The 17,076-nt window shown below is 33.5% G+C and carries 18 protein-coding genes; 7 read left to right on the top strand and 11 right to left on the bottom strand.

All coding sequences use genetic code 11. From position 1 onward, the window contains the following. Positions 1–90 precede the first annotated feature (90 nt). From DNU06_RS11385 to DNU06_RS11410, 6 genes are all read right to left on the bottom strand, one after another. Positions 91–4,653, bottom strand: a complete 4,563-nt coding sequence (locus DNU06_RS11385; RefSeq protein ID WP_111063461.1) for a T9SS type A sorting domain-containing protein — start codon at positions 4,651–4,653, stop codon at positions 91–93. Between the two features lie 224 nt (positions 4,654–4,877). Then, positions 4,878–5,708, bottom strand: a complete 831-nt coding sequence (locus tag DNU06_RS11390) for a metallophosphoesterase family protein (protein ID WP_146239225.1) — start codon at positions 5,706–5,708, stop codon at positions 4,878–4,880. A gap of 19 nt (positions 5,709–5,727) precedes the next feature. After that, complete coding sequence (locus tag DNU06_RS11395; protein ID WP_111063463.1) at positions 5,728–6,528, bottom strand: T9SS-dependent choice-of-anchor J family protein; 801 nt, start codon at positions 6,526–6,528, stop codon at positions 5,728–5,730. Positions 6,529–6,609: 81 nt separating this feature from the next. Then, complete coding sequence (locus DNU06_RS11400; protein ID WP_111063464.1) at positions 6,610–6,894, bottom strand: septum formation initiator family protein; 285 nt, start codon at positions 6,892–6,894, stop codon at positions 6,610–6,612. A gap of 89 nt (positions 6,895–6,983) precedes the next feature. Next, positions 6,984–7,631, bottom strand: coding sequence for an endonuclease III domain-containing protein (locus DNU06_RS11405; protein ID WP_111063465.1), 648 nt, complete (start codon positions 7,629–7,631; stop codon positions 6,984–6,986). Then, complete coding sequence (locus tag DNU06_RS11410) at positions 7,618–8,220, bottom strand: tetratricopeptide repeat protein (protein ID WP_111063466.1); 603 nt, start codon at positions 8,218–8,220, stop codon at positions 7,618–7,620. The genes DNU06_RS11405 and DNU06_RS11410 overlap by 14 nt, the downstream gene beginning before the upstream one ends. A 15-nt stretch (positions 8,221–8,235) precedes the next feature. Here DNU06_RS11410 and DNU06_RS11415 point away from each other — a divergent pair, with 15 nt between their 5' ends. The 5 genes from DNU06_RS11415 to DNU06_RS11435 all read left to right on the top strand — a co-directional run bounded on the left by DNU06_RS11415 (position 8,236) and on the right by DNU06_RS11435 (position 11,765). Further along, a complete protein-coding gene (locus DNU06_RS11415) occupies positions 8,236–8,469 on the top strand; it encodes a hypothetical protein (RefSeq protein ID WP_111063467.1) in 234 nt (77 codons plus the stop codon). 12 nt (positions 8,470–8,481) lie between these two features. Beyond that, positions 8,482–8,952: a nuclear transport factor 2 family protein gene (locus DNU06_RS11420; protein WP_199399017.1), complete on the top strand. Its 471-nt coding sequence runs from the start codon at positions 8,482–8,484 to the stop codon at positions 8,950–8,952. Positions 8,953–9,360: 408 nt separating this feature from the next. Further along, complete coding sequence (locus DNU06_RS11425; RefSeq protein ID WP_111063469.1) at positions 9,361–9,948, top strand: TetR/AcrR family transcriptional regulator; 588 nt, start codon at positions 9,361–9,363, stop codon at positions 9,946–9,948. A gap of 11 nt (positions 9,949–9,959) precedes the next feature. After that, on the top strand, positions 9,960–10,592 hold the full coding sequence (locus DNU06_RS11430) for an NAD(P)H-dependent oxidoreductase (RefSeq protein WP_111063470.1): 633 nt from the start codon (positions 9,960–9,962) through the stop codon (positions 10,590–10,592). Between the two features lie 15 nt (positions 10,593–10,607). Beyond that, complete coding sequence (locus DNU06_RS11435; RefSeq protein ID WP_111063471.1) at positions 10,608–11,765, top strand: iron-containing alcohol dehydrogenase; 1,158 nt, start codon at positions 10,608–10,610, stop codon at positions 11,763–11,765. Between the two features lie 119 nt (positions 11,766–11,884). On the opposite strand, the gene DNU06_RS11440 is transcribed toward DNU06_RS11435, so the two are convergent. The 5 genes from DNU06_RS11440 to rsfS all read right to left on the bottom strand — a co-directional run bounded on the left by DNU06_RS11440 (position 11,885) and on the right by rsfS (position 15,708). Beyond that, on the bottom strand, positions 11,885–12,094 hold the full coding sequence (locus DNU06_RS11440) for a hypothetical protein (RefSeq protein ID WP_111063472.1): 210 nt from the start codon (positions 12,092–12,094) through the stop codon (positions 11,885–11,887). Between the two features lie 121 nt (positions 12,095–12,215). Then, complete coding sequence (locus DNU06_RS11445; protein WP_111063473.1) at positions 12,216–13,022, bottom strand: phosphatidate cytidylyltransferase; 807 nt, start codon at positions 13,020–13,022, stop codon at positions 12,216–12,218. 4 nt (positions 13,023–13,026) lie between these two features. Next, complete coding sequence (locus tag DNU06_RS11450; RefSeq protein WP_158526883.1) at positions 13,027–13,221, bottom strand: putative signal transducing protein; 195 nt, start codon at positions 13,219–13,221, stop codon at positions 13,027–13,029. Between the two features lie 10 nt (positions 13,222–13,231). Then, complete coding sequence (gene ftsH / locus DNU06_RS11455) at positions 13,232–15,319, bottom strand: ATP-dependent zinc metalloprotease FtsH (protein ID WP_111063475.1); 2,088 nt, start codon at positions 15,317–15,319, stop codon at positions 13,232–13,234. A 5-nt stretch (positions 15,320–15,324) separates the two neighbouring features. Continuing rightward, complete coding sequence (gene rsfS / locus DNU06_RS11460; protein ID WP_111063476.1) at positions 15,325–15,708, bottom strand: ribosome silencing factor; 384 nt, start codon at positions 15,706–15,708, stop codon at positions 15,325–15,327. A gap of 71 nt (positions 15,709–15,779) precedes the next feature. On the opposite strand from rsfS, the gene DNU06_RS11465 reads away from it, so the two are divergent. Then, positions 15,780–16,520, top strand: a complete 741-nt coding sequence (locus tag DNU06_RS11465) for a biotin--[acetyl-CoA-carboxylase] ligase (RefSeq protein ID WP_111063477.1) — start codon at positions 15,780–15,782, stop codon at positions 16,518–16,520. A 1-nt stretch (position 16,521) separates the two neighbouring features. Then, the gene (locus DNU06_RS11470; protein WP_111063478.1) at positions 16,522–17,076 is read left to right on the top strand and encodes a D-glycero-alpha-D-manno-heptose-1,7-bisphosphate 7-phosphatase; all 555 of its coding nucleotides are present in this window, start codon (positions 16,522–16,524) and stop codon (positions 17,074–17,076) included.

Consider the following 17,076-nt stretch of genomic DNA (forward strand, 5'->3'; position numbering starts at 1 on the left):
ATTTTCGTTCTTCAACAATAAATGCTTGTGTTATTTTATAAATAAAATGGCCTGTATTTTATCGTCTTTACCATACACCTTAAAAGCACTTTAATTCTTAGTAATTTTATAAGTGCTATTTTTATGTTCTAGGAAATAAATTCCTGCAGGCAAGGATTCTAAATTTGCACTAAATCGATTTTTTTGTAAATTTTGTATTTGCACCAATCCAGTCACCTCTTGTCCCACGCTATTAAAACAACGCAAATTATTCAAAGAAAGGTCACTTCCTTCTATGGTTATTTTTGCCATGGTTGGATTTGGATATACATTAAAAATTGAATTATTAGAGGGCCCGTCTTCTACCGTTAATGTATTTTCAATAACAACCTGAACAGTAGTGTCACAATGGTGATTATCCATAACTATCACTGCATATGTCCCATCACATAAATCGAAACCATCATTCCCATTACTATTTGCATTTGCTGGCCAGACAAAAGAATACGGTGCGGTTCCACCCGTTACATTCAAAGCTGCAGTACCATCACAACAAGTATTACAATTAATATTAGTACTTACACTTTGAACATGCAATGGAGAAGGTGAAGCAAGTACAAAAGAATCCAAACCACTTCCACACGCCGCAATTAGGTGATCATATTGAAGATAATAAGTTCCTTGACTTAAATTTGACATGTATCCTGTACCTATAGAATCTCCAACCGAATTGGTCCAATAGGTATCGTTAACACCACTTGGTACATCTAATAATAAACTACCGTCCATACTTCCGTAACAAGAAGGGTTTGAAATGCTGACCTTTGGTTTTTTTGTAAAATGTATTCTTAATCTCGGTTGATAATTATAAGCTGTTTGTTGAAACTGAAAAGTAGAATCCTCTTTTAAATTGATAATAGCACCTGTATTTAAGTCTTCCAATAAAACACAAGCCATGTTAGCAATACCTGAAATATCTGTTGTGCTGATGGTGCAAACATCAGCATTAGGTAAAATAATTTTTAAATCAATAGCGGTTATACTATCGGGATTTACTGAATTAATTGTATAATCCTTATTATTTAATGTAGAAGCTATTTGAATACTATTGGCATCTCCCGAATAAAATTTCAAAGCATCAAAATCGGAATCAAAATCATTTGTCGTATTGAAGGCCATTCTTATCACACTTTCGTCCCACACATCAGTAGAATTTGCATTTAACTTTAACCTTAACAACTGAGGTTGGTAACTTGCTTTTTTGATAAAACCATGGTCTAAATTTACCTTACAAGATTCCTTGATCGTTAATTGCGGAGAAGCGCCATTACTATGCACCCAAAATGCTTGAGATGAGGCAATTTTATTATCTCCTAAATTTGTCCCCACACCTGCAACATAACTTGCATATTGTGCATTGTCCGGGTTCCAAATAAAGATGGCCGCATCTATATTTGTTTTCACCCAATCCGTCGCATCCCAATCCACCGTACATGGATATGGATTAGCAACCATATTCCATCCATCCTCATTAGAATTTCCAGCGGTAGGCGTATAAGTTACTGGTAAATTTAAATCGCCTTGATAAATAGGACCATAAGCATCAATAGTAAATGGATTCGTTCCTTGTAAAGAGTCACCACACCAAATCCAAACCCCTTCTCCCATTCCAACGGCATCTAAAGTACTGCTTGGCACAATAAATCCATCATTATAGTTTACACCTGCTGTTTCATCATAGAAATAAAAAGAACTAAATGGATTTGCAACAGAAGGAAAATTAGGAAAATCACTTCCTGGAATTCCGGAAGTAATAAAATCATCATCAAAGGATTCCAAATTTTGTCCAGCTACTGCTTGTGTTAAAAACCTCCAATTTGTTGCACCAGCATCTATAAAACGCTGCATTTCAATTTTACCCGTAAGTGTACCGTTTTTTATTTCGGTTATTCTAGCTGTTGCATCCACATCTGATAGTAACACCAAGGAATCATTCGTATCGTAATCCCCGTTCTCTAAAGACAATGCCCCTTTTAAAAAAATAGTCCCACCCAGTTGATTTACCTTTATGCCGTCATTGACAATAATATTATTAAAATTTTGTGGCAATAGATTATAAAAACCTATCGCATTCGCACAATTACTATTAAATGCAACATTACTGACATTACCGGTAAAAACTCCTTCATTTACCCATGCACCAAATACTTTAAACGTATCTGTCCCTATAATATTTAAGCTATTGTTTTGTCCAATAGTAAGACCTGCACAAGATGCCACACCATTAACCACCGGTTGATTCGTTGATAAGCCATTAATAAATGCTTTTGTCGTAGAAGAAGGTAAACCATTAGACCAATTTCCTGCATCATTCCAATTGTTACTGACCAAACCTTCCCAATAAGTTTTTTGTATTCCAATTGGATCAAAATAAAAAACATTCGAGTTTAACACCACATTTGAACAGCTATTAACATCAGGAATTACATTACAATATAAAGTATCTAATTCTGTCAAGTTCACATTGGTGTAAGTCGCACTATTACTACCTACCACTTGATTATTCAATACCCATTCAAAAGTCGGATTCACCCCTGCATTATTTGTTTCACAAGTAAATGTATCGCCAACATTATAAAAAACGCTCACATTTTTAAGTGTTGCATTTTGCTCGTTAAAGCTCACGTCGGAATACAAAGGTAAACTAGGACTAATATTACTAGAATACAATAAATTGTCATTAATAAAATAAGCAACTACCCCATTATTAACTTGAATACTTATACTATCGTTAGCGGTATAAGCCCCAAAACTGCCTCTATAATTACCAGATTCATAAATACTCAAATTTCCAGCTCCATTTAAATAAACGGCATACGCTATAGAAGTATAATTCTCATCAATATTGGTAGAAGATAAACCAAAAAAACGTCTTTTGTTCGTTTCTGCTATCACTGTAAACACGCCCATATTATCTAGAACAGGAACGGTTGAAAAAGCACCATTTACCCACACCCCAGTAGATACATTATTCAATAGGTTATTACCATCAATCGTTAAACCAACATTGTCTTCCCAATTAACAGGAGTAACTCCTCTTAAACAAGAATTATTAATGACATTGGCATGAATATTTATGGACATATCATTTATTGTATTACTTTCAACGCTGATAGAATTGCTAGCAATAATTATACTGCTGCAATTACCTACACTTGGATTAACCGCACAATACAACAAATCATTTGAAGTTAAATTATTATTGGTATAGCTAACGGTTGAAACGTTAGTTGAAACACCATTTAAGTACCATAAATAAGTAGGATTACTTCCCATATTATTGGTTTGACAAGTAAAAGTACCCCCCAATAATCCGCCAATTTTAACTGCACTGAAAGATCCGCCATTTGAGTTGATACTGATATCAATAATTAAAGGCAAGGTAGGGGCAGAATTACTGGTATAAAACAAACTACTATTGAGGTAATAATTTACGATTCCAGCTTCCACGTGAATCTGTAAAGTATCTCCAGTATTATAATTACCATAACTCCCTTTATATGTACCAGACTCATAAACCGATAACCCGCCTTGAGCGGATAGGTATACACCAAAATCTATGGTATTCCAGTTTGCATTTGTATTTTGATGACTTAGACCAAACAATCTATCTGTATTGGTTTCCGCAAGCACAGTAGAAGCATACATATTATCGCTCAATTCACTACTAGAAGCAACACCACTGCCACCCCACCCTTGTCCATTGGCTCTAGAAACTTGGTTATTTTGGAATAAAACATTTAATTCATCTGTCCAGCTTACTTCAAATTCGGTTTTTACACAAGAATTTGCAACATAGGTAGGCACTACAGTTGCTGTCATATTATCACTAGGCGCTGCTTTAATAGTAATACCATTCGAAGCATTCACATTACAAAATCCTAAACCTAAGACTACGCAAGTAATGATATCATTATCATTCAAATTAGAATTAACATAAGTACTACTATTGGTACCAACATGTAAGCCATTTAAGGACCATTGATAGTTATAAACAGAAGAGAAACCACCTACACTGCACAGAAAAGTATCATTGACATTAGCACTGATTATTACCTCTTTTACAGTAGCATTTGGAGAGTATAAATTTACTTCCACCGCCATTGGAAAACTTGGTACTTGTGCACTTGTATAAACAAGACTGCCATTTTGAAAATACTTCACCACACCATTGTCTGCTAGTATTTTTAAAGTATCGCCTGTATAATAATTTCCAATATTAGCCAGTATTGAATTATTTTCAGCCACAGATAATACACCATTCCCTTGTAAATAAAAACAAAAATCGTTGTCTGCAGGACTGGTAGTACCGGTATTGGTAGTTATACTCACCAACTTATAAGTATTGTCTTCTGCAACGATAGTCGACATAGACATGTTATCTTGAATTAAATCACTGGTGTTAGCAAATGCATTCCAAGTATTTATGTTGTTTGATTTTGAAACATCATTTCCGTTAACATTCGCATTGGCATTGTTTATCCAAACTGCTTCCGAATTAGCTTGAAAACAGCCATTATTTTGTGGTACTGGATTTACATTCACATAACACTGACTAAAAGCAGTATGCATCATAAATGTAACGTAAAAAATTAGAATAATCCCTTTAAACATGGTCGTATTTTATTTATTAACATATTATTAATCAGTAAACTAATAATATGTCAGCAATGTTAAATTGCGGGGATCTTGACCAAATCTAATGAGTAAAAACTAATAAATATCATTTACACTTTCCTATTTTCTGTCTCAAATAATAGCCTTTTAAAAATCAATGATTTATTTTTTAAACAGCCACATGTTAGCAACGAAGACAAAGACCATACCAAAAATAAAATTTAATGGAATGTATTTAGCATCCTATAGGAAAACTGTAGTGTTTGAGCGGCAACGTTATATAAAATATAAAGTACTTGTTGTTGGTCACTACCAGCTTTCATGCCCGAAGCATAAAAAGAAATATGCTCATTTGTTTCATGGTGAAACTCATTTACTTTAGCACCTATATCGCCCCCTATTAAAGTAATATTCACTCCCGCCTTTTGTCGCTCTACTAACCTGGGATATATGGCGGTGTAAAAATTATTAGGGGCAATACAATAATCACAATTTCCAAGTGGACCATTTGAAATTGAGTTTGCAATTGGCTCCAAATCTGGATTATTATCTAACCATATTAACTTATGATGTAATATTATACATTGTGCGCTAACTGTCATGGTATCCATTACGCCATTAAAAAATGCCAATTGATCACCGGTAATGGAGTTCCCCTCTAACTGTGTATTTAGGACAATAAAAGTAATGCCATTGAAATAATAAGCGGAATAGAGATTTTTTTGCGTGTAGGCTTGCAGTAAGTTTAAATCTGAAACATCATGATTTCCAATTGACCATAAAGTCGAAGGGCTTGATAAATCAAAAATTTCATCTAAAATATTCAAATTAGAAGAATCGGCAGAACTATTAAACATTAAATCCCCCCCCAAACACAACACATCTATATTCGAAAAATCTGCCAGTAAAACCTCGCTATTTAATTCATTTAAGTTATCTGTTCTGCTGTGCGAAAGGTGCACGAAACTGAATTCTTTTTCAATTTTAACCTGGTCTTTTCTACAACTCATCAAAGAAAATAAAAGGAGAAAGAAGAAAAACACTTGCTTCATAAGCAAAAATAATCAATATTTAAATTTTGACAATCTTTTTCACTGTCTGCATATCCCCTATTTTAACGGATAAAAAATAAACTCCTTTACTTAGAGAGCGCACATCTATTTTATTTTGATAGCCACTTAATAACACTTGTCCATCTAAATTAAATAATTGAAAAGTAAAAACATCCGTGCTTTGAATCGTCAATTCATTTACAACAGGATTTGGATACACGTTTATAATCGCCTCTGCAGCCGTGTTTATACCTGCAGGATCATTTGAAGTTAAGCTTACATTATCGATACCCAATAAGTATTTATCATTTGAAACATTTTTAAATGCCACATAAACATCTTGATCGGCGTAGCCTTTCGTATATAAATTTAAAGTAAAGTTTTTCCAATTTGGAGAATCATTCACTACTTTCTTTAGCGTATCTGTAAAATCACTAATATTATTTCCACTGGTAGATAATAACACATAATAACTTTCTGTATAATTCGCATCAAAAGACTTTGAAGACCATGAAAAAAGACTACCAAATGACAATAGACTTACTTTTGGAGTTATTAAATAATCACTTGATTGCGAAACTTGATTAGAATCTACCAAGTAATAAGAAGTACTAACAGCACAGGTATCATAAGCATCTGTAAAACCAACCCAAGCATCATTGACAAATGAAACAGACGCTTGTGGAATTAATGCATCTTCATTATTCATTGACCAAGAAGCAGGAATACCATTACTGAAGTTCTCATTCAGTAACTCAGTTTGTGCGGTGGCAGCAAAAAATAAACATCCAATAAAAAAAGTACTAAAAAGGTATTTCATAAACTTATTTCTGCGAAAATAAATAATATAATTAAGCTCTAGAAAGGAATTAGGATTTTTTAGTGAATTATTAAAGTTGAACTACTGATCTGATAAGACAAATAAATCTTCTGATTCTTTTTTGAAAAAATATTTTTCACGCGCAAACTTTTCCAAGGAATTAATATTCTCCAACTCTAATAAATCTGCTTTTAAATCTTGTATTTGAATTTTTCTATGGGTAATTTCTTGCTGTAAATTCTCCACCTTTTCTTTCCTTTTTTGCAAAGAAAACACATCCGTATCATGAAGTAACAATATATATATCAACAATATAATCCCTGACAATATATATTTATTCTTTAAGAATTTAAGATATTTTTTCATTGGTTCAAAGATAGTTGAAACTGTGGGGCTTTCAATAAAAAGTATTAAGAATTATCAACACTTATCAGTTGATGTACCCCTTTATAAAGTCAAGGCTTAAAGTCTTTACGTACTTTTTCACTGCCAATGTTTCGCGTAATATAATCTACACTTAGTTTTGGACTTCTAGCGGGTGAATATTCCCTGCCGTAATAAATTATTTGAACATGCAATTTATTCCATAGCGCTTTCGGGAACAAACGTTTTGCATCTTTTTCAGTTTGAACCACCGATTTTCCATTGGTGATTCCCCAGCGGGTTAACAATCGGTGAATATGTGTATCTACAGGGAAAGCAGGAATATTGAAAGCTTGAGCCATAACCACAGAAGCTGTTTTATGACCTACTGCAGGCATTGCTTCTAAAGATTCGAAATCAGCAGGCACTTCCCCACCATGTAACTCAATAATCATTTGTGACAGTCCGAATATACCTTTGGATTTCATGGGAGAAAGACCGCAAGGTCTTATTATCTCTTTTATTTCCTCGATACTTAGCTTAACCATATCATAGGGATTATCAGCCAATTTGAATAATTTTGGCGTGATTTGATTCACCCTCACATCTGTACATTGTGCAGAAAGTAATACTGCGATTAAAAGTGTATACGGATCTTTATGGTCTAAAGGCACCTCCACCACAGGATACAAATTTTCTAATTCCGTAATGATATAATTTACTTTTTCAGTCTTCGTCATCTGACTTTAATTTAAATCCATTTTTTATAAACTGAACAAACTCTTTAAATCCATTTTTATCCGAAAAAACAGATTTGATAATCTTTTTACCGCTCCTATTTTCGGAAGCATCTACCTCTCCTGTTGGAGGATTTTTCTGTAATTTTTCTTCATCATCTTTGTCATACCTATTTGGATTGTAACCAAGATATTCATTTGATTTTTCAAAACTTTTTTCTGCCGCAGACTTATAACCACCTTGTTCTTGCAATAAGCCCAAATTATTTAGTGTAATCGCATCTTCGGGATCTAGTTTTAACGTGATTTCATAATCTTGAATAGCGCCAGAAATATCTTTTAAACCTGTCTTAATAAATGCACGACAGGCAAAATAAAAGGGATTATCCTCCTCAAGACTAATTAGGATATTAAAATCGAATAAGGCTAAATCTAGTTTTTTTAAATTGGTATACAATACCCCTCTCTCATAAAGTGCTTCTTTCCCTTTCTCATCTATTGACAAGGCGTGATTTAACATTTCAAGTGCAGCATCCAAATCTTTTTCACTAACTTTGTCCTTTGCTTTCTTAAGCAATATTTCATACGTCATAAATGCAAATATAAAATGGATTTTCCGATTTACAGAAAATATAAAGGGATTGATGTAATGTTTAAAATTAAAAATTTAAAACAATTTACGGAAATAAAAAAAATGGGAAATAAATTGATTGAATCAGAAGTGATTGCCAATATATATCCTGAAATGCAATTTATAAATGACATGATCCAATGCTATGAAGATCGTTGGGAAAGTATTTCTGAACTAGAATATACGACCTTTAAATCAACCAATATTTAAATATTAATAAAAATGACAAAACAAGCCGACTTAATCAAACAGTTTTACGAAGGATTTGCAGAAAAAAATGCGGCAAAAATGATTGCCTGTTATCACCCAGATGTCAAATTTGAAGACCCAGCATTTGGTAAATTATCTAGTGCCCGTGCCCGTGGTATGTGGGAAATGTTGATGAGTAATAAAGACGCTGTTCAAAAATTTTCATTTGACAATATTCAAGTAAATGGAGATACAGGCACTGCAAATTGGATCGCGGAATACGTTTTTGGTCCAAATAAAAGAAAGGTAGTAAACCATGTAAAAGCAAACTTTAAATTCAAAGACAATTTAATTATTGAACATAAAGATGAATTCAGTATGTGGAAATGGTCGCGACAAGCTTTAGGTTTAGCAGGTACAATTTTAGGTTGGAGTCCGATTATAAAAAACAAAGTGCAATCTACCGCCAACCAAAGATTAGATGCTTATATGCAAGCAAAATAAATAGCAAGTACCCAATTTTTAAATATTTTTTCAGAGATTGTTTTCGTTAAGCACATCAACACTTAAAGATTAATTTTTAAAAATTGGGTTCGCATGACTTTTGCCTAGTGTTTTCTAGTAAAGTATGCGGCGATTCGTCTCTCCCTGCATCAATGCTTGTAAGCAATCATCTATACCGATTATTTTTAGCCCTTTTTCAAACCAAACAACCTTACGTTTAGCGCAATGTAGATTTAAAAACTGCAGACAGTTTCCTTCACTTCCCATTTTTTTGCGCTCCTTCCTCCTAAATATTTTCTACCTTTCCTTTTAGTTTTTCCTGTAGAAATCTTCACCTATGTTAACAAATATTAAAAAAAGAATGAACATTCATTTTTTAATATACATTTGCAGTCATAAATAAAAAAGATGCCCAAATTACAAAAAAGTAAAGATAAAAAAGCGGCCTTGTTAAAGGCTACTTTAAGCTTGGTGAATACAGAAGGTATACAAGGTGCATCTATGGCAAAAGTCGCTAAAATTGCAAAAGTATCACCAGCAACTATTTATTTATACTTTGAAAACAAACAAGATTTGGTAGATGAATTATATCTAAAAGTAAAAGAAAATTTTAGCATTCATGCATTTGAAGATTTTAATGAAGCTGCAAGCATTAAAGATAGTTTTTATAAGATTTGGCACAATACGGTAGCTTATAAATTAAACCATCCGGAGGAGGCTTCATTTTTAGCACAATGCGACAATACGCCTATGCTGAGTGATAACGCAAGACAAAATGGGTTAAAGCAATTAGATACACTATTAACCTTGTGGGAGAAAGGACAATCTGAAAATATTTTAAAAAATGTATCTCCTTATCTCATGTATGCTTTTACGTTTTACGCCATGGCGTTTATAATGAATAAAGACAACCAAAAAAAATGTATGTTGGATAAAAAGAATTTAGAAGCTGCTTTTGAAATGGCTTGGGACAGTATAAAAATAAACACTAAATAAATAAAAACACAATGGAATTATTAGATAAATTAAATTGGCGTTACGCAGCCAAAGCAATGAATGGAAAGAAGGTCTCTGAAGAGAAAATGGATGCTATTATTGAAGCAATTTCACTGGCTCCAACCTCGAGCGGATTACAACCTTTTGAAGTAATTGTGGTAACCAACCAGGCAATTAAAGACCAAATTAGACCAGTAGCTTGGGGACAATCCGTAGTTTCAGATTGTTCACACTTGCTTGTATTTGCAGCTTGGGACACTTATACAGAGGATAGAATCAATAAAATGTTCGATTTAACCAATGAAATACGTGGTTTTAAAAACGAAGGTTGGGAAGATTATAGAAAAATGCTTTTAGGAAGTTACCCACAAAGAGATGCAGAAACCAATTTCAATCATGCTGCTAAACAAGCATATATTGCATTTGGAATGGCAATAGTTGCCGCCGCTTTTGAAGGCGTAGATACTACACCAATGGAAGGCTTTGACCCGGAAGCAGTTGACAAAATATTAAACCTTAAAGAAAAAGGCTTGCGTTCTTGTATTTTATTACCTATTGGCTATAGAGACCAAGATAATGATTGGTTAGTAAACTTAAAAAAAGTAAGAAAAAGTAAATCAGATTTAATCACCGTAATTGACTAATTAAAAATAATTATCATGAACAATTTTGACTATAAAAATCCAACCAAAATAATTTTTGGAAAAGATACCATAAAAAATTTAGCAACAGAGATACCTAAAGATGCAAAAATTCTTATGCTTTTTGGTGGTGGGTCCATCAAAAAGAATGGTGTTTACGAACAAGTAACTGCTGCTTTAAAAGATTTTCAAGTTACTGAAATGGGAGGGATTCCGCCAAATCCAGAATATGACGTATTGATCAAAGCCATTGATATTATTAAATCAGAAAACATCACTTATTTATTAGCTGTTGGTGGTGGTTCCGTAATTGACGGTACAAAATTCATATCTGCTGCCGCTTTATACGAAGGTGACCCTTGGGATATGGTAATGAATAGAAAACCCAATACCGTTGCCATTCCTTTTGGAGCTGTGCTTACACTTCCTGCTACTGGATCAGAAATGAATTCTGGCGCAGTAATAACAAGAAGAGCACTTAAAATGAAAATACCAATAGGTGGACCAGCGCTATTTCCACAATTTTCAATTTTGGACCCAACAGTAGTAAGGTCGATTCCTAGTAAACAAATCGCAAATGGCTTAGCAGATTCGTTTACGCATGTTTTAGAACAATATGTAACCTTTCCAATAGGTGCCTTGCTTCAAGACAGGTTTTCAGAGTCTGTAATGCAAACCATTATTGAAGTGGCTCCAAAAATTATGGCAGATCCAAACGATTACCAAGCAGCATCTAATTTTATGTGGAGTTGTACCATGGCCTTAAATGGTTTACTACAAAAAGGGGTGCCTACCGATTGGGCAATCCATGCAATAGGCCACGAATTAACTGCTTTGTATAATATTGATCATGCAAGAACTTTAGCAATTATCACCAAATCGCATTACACTTTTAATTTTGAATCGAAGAAAGAGAAATTAGCACAATTAGCAGAAAGAGTGTTTGCCATAAAAGTAGGAGATACGGAAAGTAAAGCAATAGCAGCAATTGAAAAAATTGATGCTTTTTACCATAGCATTGGCATTGCAACAAAATTATCTGAATATGTGGATGAATACGAAGGTACTGCTGAGTTAATTGAAGAAAAATTTACAAAAATGGGGATGACAGGTATTGGTGAAAACAAAACCTTGACGCCCGAAAATGTAAAAGAAATCGTTAAAATGTCTTATTAATCTTGTTCTATAAAACCAATCCATTGCGTCTGCAAAAACACACAAACATGAACAAGTAAACACAAAAAAGCCCTGACAATAAAGTCAGGGCTTTTTTTAATGTATATACAATTGCAAAATTATTTTTCTGCGTTGTTTTCGTTAGTTGTTTTCGCTGGAGCTACTTTAGCTTCCGATTTTTTTTGACAACAAGAAGAACCTTTTTTACTACAGGCTTTTTTAGTCGTAGATTTTTTTGAAGTTTCTTTTTTCTTGTCGTCTTGTGCTAATGCTGTAGTTGTTCCTCCAATAAAAGCTGCAAGCGCTAAAGTTAATAATACCTTTTTCATAATTTTTAATTTAGATTATTGTAAAAATACAGATTTAAATATAAACTTTTATCCTTTTTAATAAAATTTAGTAATTATATAAATCTAACTTAAAGCCTTCAAAAACTGTTCCAAATATGTTTTAAACAAGCTGAAATAATAAATAGACGAGTGGAATAACAAACAAAACAGCATCTATTCTGTCTAAAATACCACCGTGACCAGGAATTACATTTCCAGAATCTTTCACATTTACACTTCTTTTCAACATGGATTCAATGAGGTCTCCTAAGGTTCCAAAAGTCGCTATAACCACTCCTAATATCGCATATTTCAGTATGGAAACTTCAAAAGCGTAAGCGATAATTATTCCAGCGATTACTGCAAACAATAGACCTCCAAAAAAACCTTCCCAAGATTTATTGGGTGAAATTCGTTCAAATAATTTATGCTTCCCAATTGATTTTCCAATCAAATAAGCGAAAGTATCACTGGTCCAAACTAAAATAAACAAACTCAACACGGGTAAAAAATTCGACCAACTTTGTAAATCGCCATCCCACATTAAATCATTCAGTAAAATCATTGGTAAACTAATATAAAACCATCCTAAAACGGTTACACCAATATTTTCAAAAGGCCTTTTTTTCTTCCGGTATAGTTCAAATAATGCCAATAAAGGAAAGCTCAAAATTAGTAGTGCCACCAAATAAATAGACCAAAACTCAAAAGCTAAAGCCCAAGATCCTAAAAAGTAAAATAAGGTTCCGAAAATAATACCTGGACCATAATTAGGTTTTACTGCTTGTTTTTTAAAGAGAGAATAAAATTCATTTAAACTAATGATGGTAATTACTCCGAATAAAATATGGAAATATAAATCCCCCAATAAAATCCCGGTCAATAGTATCGCTACGAATACGCCACCCCAAATTGCTCTTTGTAACATACTGTTATTCTTCTTCGTTGGTTTGGTCAATGATATATTTTGCTTTTACCACATCTTTGGTATGCACATACAATTCTATTTCACCAAAATTATTATATGTAGAATCTTTTTGATTCAACGTGATAGACTCTATGCCGTTAGACTTTAGCTTTCCGGCAATCAAGTGTACTAAGTACTCTTGATTAGCCGAAAACACCATAGTTCTATTCTTAATCCTTTTTACCTGATGCTGATTCAGTTGAGCCAGCAGTATCTTGATCTTTTGAATCAGTTTCTGTATCATCTAGATTTATGTCTTTTTCAAGCTCGGAAATTTCATCTTTTACCTCTACAGGGTCTGCATGAATTAAAGTCTCCTCCTCTTTATCCCAAAATCTTTTTCCAAAAATTTGGATTAAATTATCTTTAAAAATAACTTCATTAACTAAAAGCTCTTCCGCTAATTTAATCAATTTATCTTTATTTTCAGTCAAAATTTTCACTGCACGTCTGTATTGATTTTCAATCATCAAACTAACTTCTTCATCAATCAATCGTGCACGTTCTTCAGAATATGGTTTTGTAAAACTTTGGTTCCCTTGAGAATCGTAATAACTAATATTACCTAATTTTTCACTCAAACCGTAAATTGAAACCATAGCGTATGCTTGTTTGGTTACTTTTTCTAAATCGCTCAAGGCACCGGTAGAAATTTTGCCGAACATAATTTGTTCTGCCGCTCTACCACCTAAAGCAGAACACATTTCATCTAGTAATTGTTCTGTCGTAGTAATCTGTCTTTCTTCCGGTAAATACCATGCAGCTCCCAAAGATTTTCCACGTGGAACTATAGTAACTTTAACTAAAGGAGAAGCATGTTCAAGTAACCAAGAAGTAGTAGCGTGACCAGCTTCATGGTAAGCAATAGTTTGTTTTTCTTCTTTGGTAATTATTTTATTCTTTTTTTCTAAACCACCTACAATTCTATCGACAGCATCTAGAAAATCTTGTTTAGATACTGCTTTTTTCTTTTTACGCGCTGCAATCAAGGCTGCTTCATTACAAAGATTTGCAATATCTGCCCCTGAAAATCCAGGAGTTTGTCTAGACAAGAAGTCCACATCTAATTCTTTTTCTAATTTAATTGGTTTTAAATGCACTTGAAAGATTTCTTTTCTTTCATTTAAATCTGGCATATCCACATAAATCTGACGGTCAAAACGACCTGCTCTCATCAAAGCGGAATCCAATACATCCGCACGGTTAGTAGCTGCTAAAATAATCACACCTGAATTAGTACCAAAACCATCCATTTCTGTCAACAACTGATTCAACGTGTTTTCACGTTCGTCGTTAGATCCCATGTTCGCATTTTTACCTCTTGCACGTCCAATAGCATCTATTTCATCAATAAATATAATGGATGGTGCTTTTTCTTTTGCTTGCTTAAATAAATCACGTACTCTAGAAGCTCCTACCCCAACAAACATCTCTACAAAATCGGATCCGGATAGAGAAAAGAAAGGTACTTGTGCTTCACCAGCAACTGCCTTCGCTAACAAGGTCTTTCCTGTTCCCGGAGGGCCTACTAATAAAGCGCCTTTAGGAATCTTAGCCCCTAAATCTGTATACTTTTTAGGATGTTTTAGAAAATCTACGATTTCTTCTACTTCCTCTTTAGCGCCTTCTAATCCAGCAACATCTTTAAAAGTAATGTTAGTCCCTTTACCTTTTTCAAATACGGTTGCTTTTGATTTTCCGATACTAAAAATACCGCCAGCACCACCAGCACCACCGCCAGCACCACCGCCCATTCTTCGCATCATAAAAATCCAAAAGAATATTAAAATAGCTGGTAAAAATAACCAACTTAATACCTCTGAAAAATAATCATGACGTACTTCATATTCCGTATTTAATTCATAATCTGCACCTTTTTCTGCCAAGCTTACTTTCAAATCCTTAATGGTATTATCAAAAGATTCTCTTGGTGGTGTTTGAAAATAAAAATCAGGTCCCGATTGGGCAAAAGGAGTATCTTTTTGTTTCTTAAGATTCTTCCATTCCGTTTTTAAATTTCGTACATCTTCAATTTTATCGTGCTTTAAATAAACTTCTGCAGATTCCGTATTGGAAATAATGATTAGTTTTTTAACCAAACCATTTTCTGCTAATTGTTTAAAATCATTCTCTGATATTTTCTTTCCGGTACCTCCAGAAGAGGTTAGCATGAGCATAAAAATAACTACTGCTACAATACCATAAATCCAATAAAAGTTAAACCCACCTTTTTGTGGGGTATTTTTTTTCTTTGCCATTTTGCTTAGTCTATGTTAGGAATATCTGTTCTTTTTGCATCTGCCCAAAGGCCTTCAATGTTGTAATATTCTCTTGTTGATTTGTAAAAAATGTGTACCACGACAGAAACGTAGTCTAAAAGCAGCCATTCTGCATTTTTAGCCCCTTCGTTATGCCAAGGTTTTTCTTGTATTTGTTTTCTTGTGTGTCTGACAACTGAACTAGATATACCACTGACTTGCATGGTGGAGTCACCAGAGCATATGATAAAATAATCACATACCGAGTTTTCAACCTCTCTTAAATCTAAAACAACTATATCTTTTCCTTTTATATCTTGTATTCCTTCTACTATTGTGTCGACTAATATTTTTGTCTTTGCTTCTTTTTCAGAAAGTGTTTTTACCATGTTCAATTATTTGAAATACAAAATTAATCCTTTTGTTTTATATATTTGGATAAAATGTTCATTTTTGTTGAATGAATTTAAGGCACTTTAACTATTTATGCATTAAAGTTGATGAAACCACCTCCACAAATGATTTAATGTGGAAGTATTTCAAAGAAATAACGGTGGAAGAAGGAACCTTTATTTTAGCGAAAAATCAAACCAACGGTAAAGGCCAAAAAGGCAATGTATGGCTTGTAGAGCCTGGGAAAAACTTAACCATGTCGGTCGGTTTAACACCTAATATACCTGCAAAAAATGCTGCTTACATGAACGTTGTTGCTGCGCTTGCTATTCATAAAACATTGCTAGATTTAAATATTGACGCACAAATAAAATGGCCCAATGATATTCTGGTAAATGAAAAGAAAATCTGTGGAATTTTAGTGGAAAATCAAATTCAAGGGAAATTTATACAAAAAGCAGTTGTTGGAATTGGGTTAAATGTGAACCAAACCATTTTTGCTGATCAAATAAACGCAACTTCCTTGGCAAACCAAATAGACAAGCAAAGCAATATTGAAAGCATTGCAAAATCTATTCATTTAAATTTAGATGCCTATTATAGCTTGCTAAAAGACTCTAATATAAAGCAGTTAACTTTACTCTACTACCAACACCTTTATCGCATCAATGTGCCTTGCAAATATGCAGACAGTAGCGGTACGTTTATTGGTATTATTCAAGGGATTGATGCTTTTGGACGATTAAAGGTTAAAAAAGAAAACAACAGGACAAAGATTTACGATATTAAAGAAATTACTTATTTATAAAATGGCAAAATTAAACGAATTAAATATTGATAAATCGTGGACCTTATTTTTGGATAGAGATGGCGTGATCAATCACCAAATCATAAATGACTACGTTAAAGAAGTACATGAAATAAAAATAATTGATGGCGTACCGCAAGCTGTGCAACAATTCACACAACTATTTGGTCGTATTGTAATTGTAACCAACCAACAGGGAATTGGTAAAGGATTAATGACAGAAGATGATCTACACCACTTAAATGGTTTTATGGTAAACCTTATAGAAACCTATGATGGGAAAATTGATAAAATATACTTTGCTCCCCAACTAGCAACCTCTGGAAGTGAATATAGAAAACCTGGAATTGGCATGGGATTACATGCAAAAAAGGACTTTCCGGAAATCGATTTTGAAAAATCAGTCATGATTGGCGACTCCGAGGGTGACATTGAATTTGGCACAAAATTAGGTATGAAAACAATTATGTTAAAAAATAACCGTAACCTCACCACAAATGCACATTATATTTTTGAAAATTTGTGGGCAGTAGCAAAACATTTAAGCAAACAATAA

This window comes from Putridiphycobacter roseus (assembly GCF_003234935.1).
Classification (GTDB): Bacteria; Bacteroidota; Bacteroidia; order Flavobacteriales_D; family Crocinitomicaceae; genus Putridiphycobacter; species Putridiphycobacter roseus.

What these genes read in the sequence shown, in the direction of transcription:
- DNU06_RS11450 (WP_158526883.1), bottom strand. Translation starts at nt 13,221, where the DNA reads ATGGTGTTTTCGGCTAATCAAGAGTACTTAGTACACTTGATTGCCGGA.
- DNU06_RS11470 (WP_111063478.1), top strand. Translation starts at nt 16,522, where the DNA reads ATGGCAAAATTAAACGAATTAAATATTGATAAATCGTGGACCTTATTT.
- DNU06_RS11385 (WP_111063461.1), bottom strand. Translation starts at nt 4,653, where the DNA reads ATGTTTAAAGGGATTATTCTAATTTTTTACGTTACATTTATGATGCAT.
- DNU06_RS11410 (WP_111063466.1), bottom strand. Translation starts at nt 8,220, where the DNA reads ATGACGTATGAAATATTGCTTAAGAAAGCAAAGGACAAAGTTAGTGAA.
- DNU06_RS11395 (WP_111063463.1), bottom strand. Translation starts at nt 6,528, where the DNA reads ATGAAATACCTTTTTAGTACTTTTTTTATTGGATGTTTATTTTTTGCT.
- DNU06_RS11400 (WP_111063464.1), bottom strand. Translation starts at nt 6,894, where the DNA reads ATGAAAAAATATCTTAAATTCTTAAAGAATAAATATATATTGTCAGGG.
- rsfS (WP_111063476.1), bottom strand. Translation starts at nt 15,708, where the DNA reads ATGGTAAAAACACTTTCTGAAAAAGAAGCAAAGACAAAAATATTAGTC.
- DNU06_RS11435 (WP_111063471.1), top strand. Translation starts at nt 10,608, where the DNA reads ATGAACAATTTTGACTATAAAAATCCAACCAAAATAATTTTTGGAAAA.
- DNU06_RS11445 (WP_111063473.1), bottom strand. Translation starts at nt 13,022, where the DNA reads ATGTTACAAAGAGCAATTTGGGGTGGCGTATTCGTAGCGATACTATTG.
- DNU06_RS11430 (WP_111063470.1), top strand. Translation starts at nt 9,960, where the DNA reads ATGGAATTATTAGATAAATTAAATTGGCGTTACGCAGCCAAAGCAATG.
- DNU06_RS11390 (WP_146239225.1), bottom strand. Translation starts at nt 5,708, where the DNA reads ATGAAGCAAGTGTTTTTCTTCTTTCTCCTTTTATTTTCTTTGATGAGT.
- DNU06_RS11420 (WP_199399017.1), top strand. Translation starts at nt 8,482, where the DNA reads ATGACAAAACAAGCCGACTTAATCAAACAGTTTTACGAAGGATTTGCA.
- ftsH (WP_111063475.1), bottom strand. Translation starts at nt 15,319, where the DNA reads ATGGCAAAGAAAAAAAATACCCCACAAAAAGGTGGGTTTAACTTTTAT.
- DNU06_RS11465 (WP_111063477.1), top strand. Translation starts at nt 15,780, where the DNA reads ATGAATTTAAGGCACTTTAACTATTTATGCATTAAAGTTGATGAAACC.
- DNU06_RS11425 (WP_111063469.1), top strand. Translation starts at nt 9,361, where the DNA reads ATGCCCAAATTACAAAAAAGTAAAGATAAAAAAGCGGCCTTGTTAAAG.
- DNU06_RS11405 (WP_111063465.1), bottom strand. Translation starts at nt 7,631, where the DNA reads ATGACGAAGACTGAAAAAGTAAATTATATCATTACGGAATTAGAAAAT.
- DNU06_RS11440 (WP_111063472.1), bottom strand. Translation starts at nt 12,094, where the DNA reads ATGAAAAAGGTATTATTAACTTTAGCGCTTGCAGCTTTTATTGGAGGA.
- DNU06_RS11415 (WP_111063467.1), top strand. Translation starts at nt 8,236, where the DNA reads ATGGATTTTCCGATTTACAGAAAATATAAAGGGATTGATGTAATGTTT.